We start from the raw sequence: 3,369 nt of genomic DNA on the forward strand, positions 1-3,369 counted from the left end.
GCTTGATCTAGCGGCAGGCGGTGCGTGATCACAAACGAGGGATCAATGTCGCCGTTCTGAACGTGGTCGAGTAGCGTCTGCAAATAGCGATGCACATGGGTTTGTCCTGTTTTCATGGTCAAGCCCTTGTTCATGAACGCACCCATCGGCACCTTATCGATAAAGCCCGTGTAGACACCGGGAACGGAGACCGTGCCGCCCTTGCGGCATGCCACGATCGCCTGACGTAAGACGTTGGGACGATCGGTTTGCAGGCGTGCTACCTGCGTTACTTTGTCGTAAAAGCCTTCTAAACCCATGCCGTGCGCTTCCATACCCACCGAGTCCATAACGGAATCGGGTCCACGTCCGCCCGTCATTTCTTTGAGGGCTTCCCCCACTTCGACTTCTTCAAAGTTCAGGATTTCCGCACCGCCCTCCTTCGCCATCTGCAGCCGTTCGGGAACGCGATCGATCGCAATGACTCGTCCCGCTCCTAGCATCAAGGCGCTTCGGATAGCAAACTGTCCAACCGGACCACAGCCCCAGATTGCCACAGTATCTCCAGGCTGAATGTCGCAGTTTTCAGCCGCCATGTATCCAGTCGGGAAAATATCGGTGAAAAACAAAACCTGGTCATCGGTTAGTCCATCCGGAATTTTGAACAATCCCACATCCGCAAAGGGAACGCGAGCATACTCCGCCTGACCGCCTGCATAGCCACCTGTGAGGTGAGAGTAGCCAAAAAGCCCTGATGGAGAATGACCCATCATTTGTTCGGCCATCCAGGCGTTGGGGTTGGAGTTATCGCACAACGACCACAAATCTCGATTGCAAAAGAAGCACGATCCACAGGAAATCGTGAACGGAACCACAACGCGATCGCCCACCTTGAGATCTTTGCCTCTGTTGTGGATATTGCCATTCCTAAACGCACTGCCTAGCTCAACGATTTCTCCCATGAATTCATGACCCAGGATATCGCCTGCTTTCATGGTGGGGTTCCAGCCATCGTACAGGTGTAAGTCAGAGCCGCAAATGGCGGTTGACGTGATTTTAACGATCGCATCCCGCGGATTAATCAATTTGGGATCCGGTACAGTTTCGACTTGTACCTTATTCGTTCCTTCCCAACAAACTGCTTTCATGAGTTTAAGTTCCTTAGATATGTGTAGTTAGGTAGCTGTAAAAAAGATCTGGTTGAGACAACCCTGCTGTCACGACAGCGTTGATAGTGTCTAAGTGCAATGGGTAATCAATTGCCTTAAGGCTTCAGCAAAACCTTTGTGCAGTTGTCTGTTTTGTTCTTAAACATCTCAAAACCGCGCGGAGCCTCTGTTAGCGGTAGCTGATGGGAGAATACGCGGGAGGGATCGACTTCGCCATTTTGGATGCGCTCCAGCAACATCGGCATATATTTTTGACCGTGCATTTGTCCCGCTCGCATCACCAAGCCTTTGTTCATTAGCGCTCCCATTGGGAACTTATCAATAAAGCCTGCATAAACACCCATCACTGCCAGAGTGCCGCCTTTGCGACAGGCAAGGATCATTTGCCGCAGCACATGAGCGCGATCGAGTTCCAGTCGTACCGCCTGCTGCACTTTGTCAAGCGCCGCATCGACGCCCAAGCCGTGCGCTTCCATTCCCACTGCATCAATACAGGCATCGGGTCCAAGTCCACCCGTCATTTCTTTGAGGGCTTCGCCCGCATCGACTTCTTCGTAGTTGATGATTTCTGCTTTGGCGAATTCTTGTGCAAGCTGCAAGCGGTTGGGAAAGCGATCGATGGCAATGACGCGCTCTGCTCCCAGCATGTAGGCGCTAATGATGGCGAACTGTCCGACAGGACCACAGCCCCAAACGGCGACCGTATCTCCAGGCTGAATGTTACACAGCTCTGCTCCCATATAGCCAGTCGGAAACGCATCACTGATCGGCAATAGTTTCTCGTCGGGAATGTCTGCTGGCAGCTTGACCGTGCCAAAATCGGCGAACGGTACGCGCACATATTCTGCGTCGCCACCCGCATAGCCCCCAAACAGATGGGAGTAGCCGAAGATGCCCGATGTACCAAACCCGAACAGCTTCTCTTGCATCCAGGCGTTGGGATTGGAATTATCGCACAGGGACCAGTTCTGCCGTTGACAGAAGAAGCACTGACCACAGCCGATCATGGAAGAAACCGCAACGCGATCGCCCTTTCGCAGTTTCTTGACTTCGCTACCAGTCTCTACGATTTCTCCCATAAATTCGTGACCCAGAATGTCACCCGGCTTCATGGTCGGAACGAAGCCATCGTAGAGGTGCAGGTCAGAACCGCAAATGGTGGTCGCGGTGACTTTGAGGATGGCATCACGCGGATTAAGAATTTCTGGATCGGGAACGTTATCTATCCGTACATCGGTATTGCCATGCCAGCACAGTGCTTTCATTGGTGTCAGTCCTTTCTGTTTACTTGGTCAGCGGTTGATAGTGGGTGATCAGACTTCGGCAAGCTCGGTCGAGTTCAGCGTCAAAAAAACCAGGTCAAAAAAACGAATTACTTACGTCCAGAAGGTTGACCTTCGGTTGAAGCAATCTCGCCCGTTTCCATCAGCATTTTGAAGCGACGCAAATCATCTCCAATCTGCTGTTTAGGGGATTCGCCAAACAGCTTTGCGATCGCATCTCCAATCGCTCCCCCCGGCGGATTGTATTCCGTGATGACTTTGACCTCAGTGCCGCGATCGTTGGGCGTTGGCTGGAAGTGAATCGACCCAGAGTTCGCCACGTCTGCGTTTTCCACTGATTTCCAAGCAATCAATTCGTTTTCCCGATCGTCGGTGATGACGGCATCCCACTCGACCGTGGCATCTAAGGGTCCAGTAGCCGTCCAGTGCGATCGTGTCGCATCGTGAACCTTGACATCTTTGAGATGCTTCATAAAGTGCGGCAGGTTTTCAAAGTTATGCCAAAAGCGATAAAGCTCTGCCGCGGGTTTGTTAATGGTCAGTGTTTTTTCAACTTTGATTGGCTGGTTCATACTCATAACCTCTTGTGCGTATAGGTTGGTTGCGCAGTCATCTCAGCAATGTCACATCGATGTCAGGGGTGCGCATTTTGGGCAGCGTAGCCAACGGCTTGGATCATGGAGTCCCTGAGGTTGGGTTAGAAGGTTTCAGGATTTAAGCGGAACTGCCGCACAAATCGCCTGTTCTAGGGTTTCTTGGGACAGCACACCTGGAAAAATACGATCGCCAATAATGAACGTTGGCACCGAATGAATTTCTCGTTCTCTCGCGGACTCCAAGGCTTGTTGGTGGATAGTTTTGTATTTCCGAGATTCCAGTGCTGCCCTGAACGCGGCTCCATCCAGTCCGATCGCTACCGCTAGGTTTGCCAAAACGTC

Annotated in this window: 4 protein-coding genes; all 4 read right to left on the minus strand. The window is 51.9% G+C overall.

What is annotated here, in order from left to right; all coding sequences use genetic code 11:
- Positions 1-1,127: zinc-dependent alcohol dehydrogenase (locus H6F43_RS00295; RefSeq protein ID WP_190340045.1), on the minus strand; the 1,127-nt coding region annotated here is incomplete at its 3' end.
- Positions 1,128-1,243: 116 nt separating this feature from the next.
- The gene (locus H6F43_RS00300) at positions 1,244-2,413 is read right to left on the minus strand and encodes a zinc-dependent alcohol dehydrogenase (RefSeq protein WP_190340046.1); all 1,170 of its coding nucleotides are present in this window, start codon (positions 2,411-2,413) and stop codon (positions 1,244-1,246) included.
- A 107-nt stretch (positions 2,414-2,520) separates the two neighbouring features.
- Positions 2,521-3,003 carry an SRPBCC family protein gene (locus H6F43_RS00305; RefSeq protein WP_190340047.1) on the minus strand — a complete coding sequence of 161 codons (483 nt, stop codon included), beginning with the start codon at positions 3,001-3,003 and terminating at the stop codon, positions 2,521-2,523.
- 135 nt (positions 3,004-3,138) lie between these two features.
- On the minus strand, positions 3,139-3,369 hold a 231-nt coding region (locus tag H6F43_RS00310), incomplete at its 5' end, for a DsbA family protein (RefSeq protein WP_190340048.1).

The sequence above is a fragment of the Leptolyngbya sp. FACHB-36 genome (genome assembly GCF_014695955.1).
Classification (GTDB): Bacteria; Cyanobacteriota; Cyanobacteriia; order Leptolyngbyales; family Leptolyngbyaceae; genus FACHB-36.